4 protein-coding genes and 1 riboswitch are annotated in these 2685 nt (G+C 72.0%); of the genes, 2 read left to right on the top strand and 2 right to left on the bottom strand.

Going from position 1 to position 2685, the window contains the following annotated elements; all coding sequences use genetic code 11:
- Positions 1-492, top strand: a 492-nt coding sequence (locus P409_RS31295) for a DUF1287 domain-containing protein (RefSeq protein WP_034847694.1), incomplete at its 5' end; no start/stop codon positions are given.
- Between the two features lie 33 nt (positions 493-525).
- Positions 526-1173, top strand: coding sequence for an HAD-IA family hydrolase (locus tag P409_RS31290; RefSeq protein ID WP_034847692.1), 648 nt, complete (start codon positions 526-528; stop codon positions 1171-1173).
- A 138-nt stretch (positions 1174-1311) separates the two neighbouring features.
- On the opposite strand, the gene P409_RS31285 is transcribed toward P409_RS31290, so the two are convergent.
- Together P409_RS31285 and P409_RS31280 are read right to left on the bottom strand one after the other, a co-directional pair.
- Positions 1312-2085 carry a CbtA family protein gene (locus P409_RS31285; RefSeq protein WP_034847690.1) on the bottom strand — a complete coding sequence of 258 codons (774 nt, stop codon included), beginning with the start codon at positions 2083-2085 and terminating at the stop codon, positions 1312-1314.
- An 11-nt stretch (positions 2086-2096) separates the two neighbouring features.
- Positions 2097-2312, bottom strand: a complete 216-nt coding sequence (locus tag P409_RS31280) for a CbtB domain-containing protein (protein ID WP_034847688.1) — start codon at positions 2310-2312, stop codon at positions 2097-2099.
- Positions 2313-2344: 32 nt separating this feature from the next.
- Positions 2345-2493: riboswitch (cobalamin riboswitch) on the bottom strand.
- Positions 2494-2685: the final 192 nt, after the last annotated feature.

The raw sequence follows: 2685 nt of genomic DNA, 5'->3' as shown, positions 1-2685 counted from the left end.
AGGCCCAGATCGGCGTCACCGTGGACCTACGACCCCGCCTATGCCCGGCTGGACTATCCGGGCGGGGACGTGCCGCGCGACCGCGGCGTCTGCACCGATGTCGTCATCCGCGCCTATCGCGACGCCTTCGGCATCGACCTGCAGCGCCTGGTGCATGAGGACATGCGCGCGAACTTCGCCCGGTATCCCCGCGCCTGGGGCCTGTCGCGGCCGGACCCGAACATCGACCACCGGCGGGTGCCGAATCTGCAGACCTTCTTCCGCCGCCGGGGCCGGGCGCTGCCGGCCGACGCCGCGCCGGCCGGCTTCGCCGAGGGCGACCTGGTGACGCAGATGTTGCCGGGCAACCTGCCGCACATCGCCATCGTCGCCGGCCAGGCCGGCCCCAGTGGGGCGCCGCTGGTGGTGCACAACATCGGCGGCGGGGCGCGGCTGGAGGATCGGCTGCTCGACTTTCCGGTCACGGGCCGCTACCGCTTCATCACCGGCTAGGCCGGCGCGGTCCCCCCAGCAGGCAGGTCCAGCATGAAAGCCGCCATCTTCGATCTCGACGGCACGCTCGTCGACAGCGCGCCCGACATCGCCCATGCGGTCAACCGCATGCTGGCCGATCGCGGCGCCCCGGCGCAGGAGACGGCCTTCATCGAGACGCTGGTGGGGGAGGGGGCGCGGATGCTGGTGGTCAAGCTGCACCGCGCTTTGGGCCTGCCGGACGCCGATGTCGACCGCGACACCCGGATCTATCTGGATTACTACGCCGCCCGGCCGGTGGCGGATTCGACGCTCTATGCCGACGCGGCCACCGCCCTGCCGGCGCTGCGGGCGGCCGGGGTCAGGCTCGGCGTCTGCACCAACAAGCCGGAGGCGCTGGCCCGGCAGGTGCTGGACCGGCTGGGGCTGCTGCCGCATCTCTCCGCGGTGGTGGGCGCCGACACCACGCCGCATGTGAAGCCGGACCCGCGGCCACTGCTGCACACGCTGGACCTGCTGGGCGCGGCGCCGGGCGAGACGGTCTATGTCGGCGACACCGGCATCGACCTGGCCTGCGCCCGCGCGGCCGCGGTGCCCTGCCGCATCGTCGACTGGGGCACCGGCCGCGCCGTCCCGGTGGAGGACTCGGCCCGGCTCAGGCGGTTCTCGGATCTGCTGCCGGCCGCGGTTCCGGCGGGTTAGAAAGCCAAAACCAAGCACTTCCCCTATGTGTCATTGCCGGGCTTGACCCGGCAATCCAGAGGATGTCGACAGTTTCTGGATGCCGGGGTCAAGCCCGGGCATGACAGTTTTGATTGGTTTTCGAAGAGATCCAGGCCCTCAGCGCGAGAAGGCCAGGCGCCCGCCGCCGCGGCGGGCGAAGGACCGCTCGGCCAGGGCGCCGAAGGCCAGGCCGATCGTGGTCCACAGCACCGCATGCATGCCCAGCGAGGCGATGCGGAACTGCCACAGCAGGTCGGCCGGGAAGCCCTCCGGCACCTCGTTCACCGCCGGCAGCGCGACCTGCGCGATCGCGATGATGGCGATATAGACCGCGCCGGCGATCATCCCGGCGGTCCAGCCGCCATGGCGCCGGGCCAGGCCGCGGGCGAGGTTCACCGCCAGCACCAGGACCGCGACCGAGATCGCCAGCATGATGAAGAACAGGCCGGTGCGCTCGCCGATCGTGTCCGCATTGCCGACCGCGGGTGGGTTGGGCGGGTATTTCAAATCGGGCACCACCACCAGCGCGATAAAGGCGCCAAGCGCCAGCAGCGCCGCGGTGGCGCGGGCGTCGAGCCGGCCGACCCGGCCATAGGCGAAGGCGAAGACCAGCGCGAACAGCCCGCCGACCGCGGCGCCGTAGACGACGGCGCCGGTCAGCAGGCCCAGCCCGGCCTGGGTCTCGCGGCTGACCAGCTCCGGCTCCTCCGGCTCGGCGGCCGGGGCCGCGGCGTGGTCATGGCCGCCATGGTCATGCGAATGGCCCAGCGCGCCTTCCAGGGCGATGGCCCGGTCGACCTGCGGCTCGCCGAAGATCCGGGCGAAGCCGAAGGCAAGCAGCCCCGCCAGCACGCCGACCAGCATGCCGCGCAGCAACAGGCTTCCAACCATGACGGTTGGCCTCAGTGGCAGGGGAAGCCGAGGAGGTGGCGCCCGTCATGCACGAATTCGTGGACGGCACTGCCGGAGAAGATCGCGGTCGCGCCTTGCTCGGCGCCGACGAAATACACCGCCAGCAGCAGGATCAGCCCGGCGAACACCGCCCAGGGCAGCACCTCGCCGACGGGGATCGGCCCGACGGGAACGGAAATGGGCCGTGCGGCGGTGATGTCGGACATGATAGCGCTCCCCTGGGATTCGCGTCCCGCTGATGTGCACCCGGGCCATGACGGGGTCTGACTCCCGGAACCGCGTCGGAGACGCCGCCCCGGTCACAGTGGCGCGACCGTGCCGGAATTGCACCGGCTTCCGCATCCATGGCGAACCGGCGCAGCATGGGTCCCGGCCCGGCTTCTGTCAATCGAAGCCGCTGCCGGCGGGCGGCGCATCGTGCTTTCCTGCTGTGGCAAGCCCCGCCGCCGAACGGTCCCGCCGATGCCGACCCGCCTGACCCTGATCTGCCACGGCGCCACCGCCGCCACCCGGTCCGGGGCGTTCCCCGCCGACGAGCCGCTGGAGGACCGCGCCCTGCTGCGCGCGGCCGCGCTGAAG

Origin of the sequence: Inquilinus limosus MP06 (assembly GCF_000767795.1) — a bacterium.
Taxonomy (GTDB): domain Bacteria; phylum Pseudomonadota; class Alphaproteobacteria; order DSM-16000; family Inquilinaceae; genus Inquilinus; species Inquilinus limosus_E.
This window is presented reverse-complemented; position numbering and strand designations above follow the sequence as displayed.

What these genes read in the sequence shown, in the direction of transcription:
- P409_RS31290 (WP_034847692.1), top strand. Translation starts at nt 526, where the DNA reads ATGAAAGCCGCCATCTTCGATCTCGACGGCACGCTCGTCGACAGCGCG.
- P409_RS31280 (WP_034847688.1), bottom strand. Translation starts at nt 2,312, where the DNA reads ATGTCCGACATCACCGCCGCACGGCCCATTTCCGTTCCCGTCGGGCCG.
- P409_RS31285 (WP_034847690.1), bottom strand. Translation starts at nt 2,085, where the DNA reads ATGGTTGGAAGCCTGTTGCTGCGCGGCATGCTGGTCGGCGTGCTGGCG.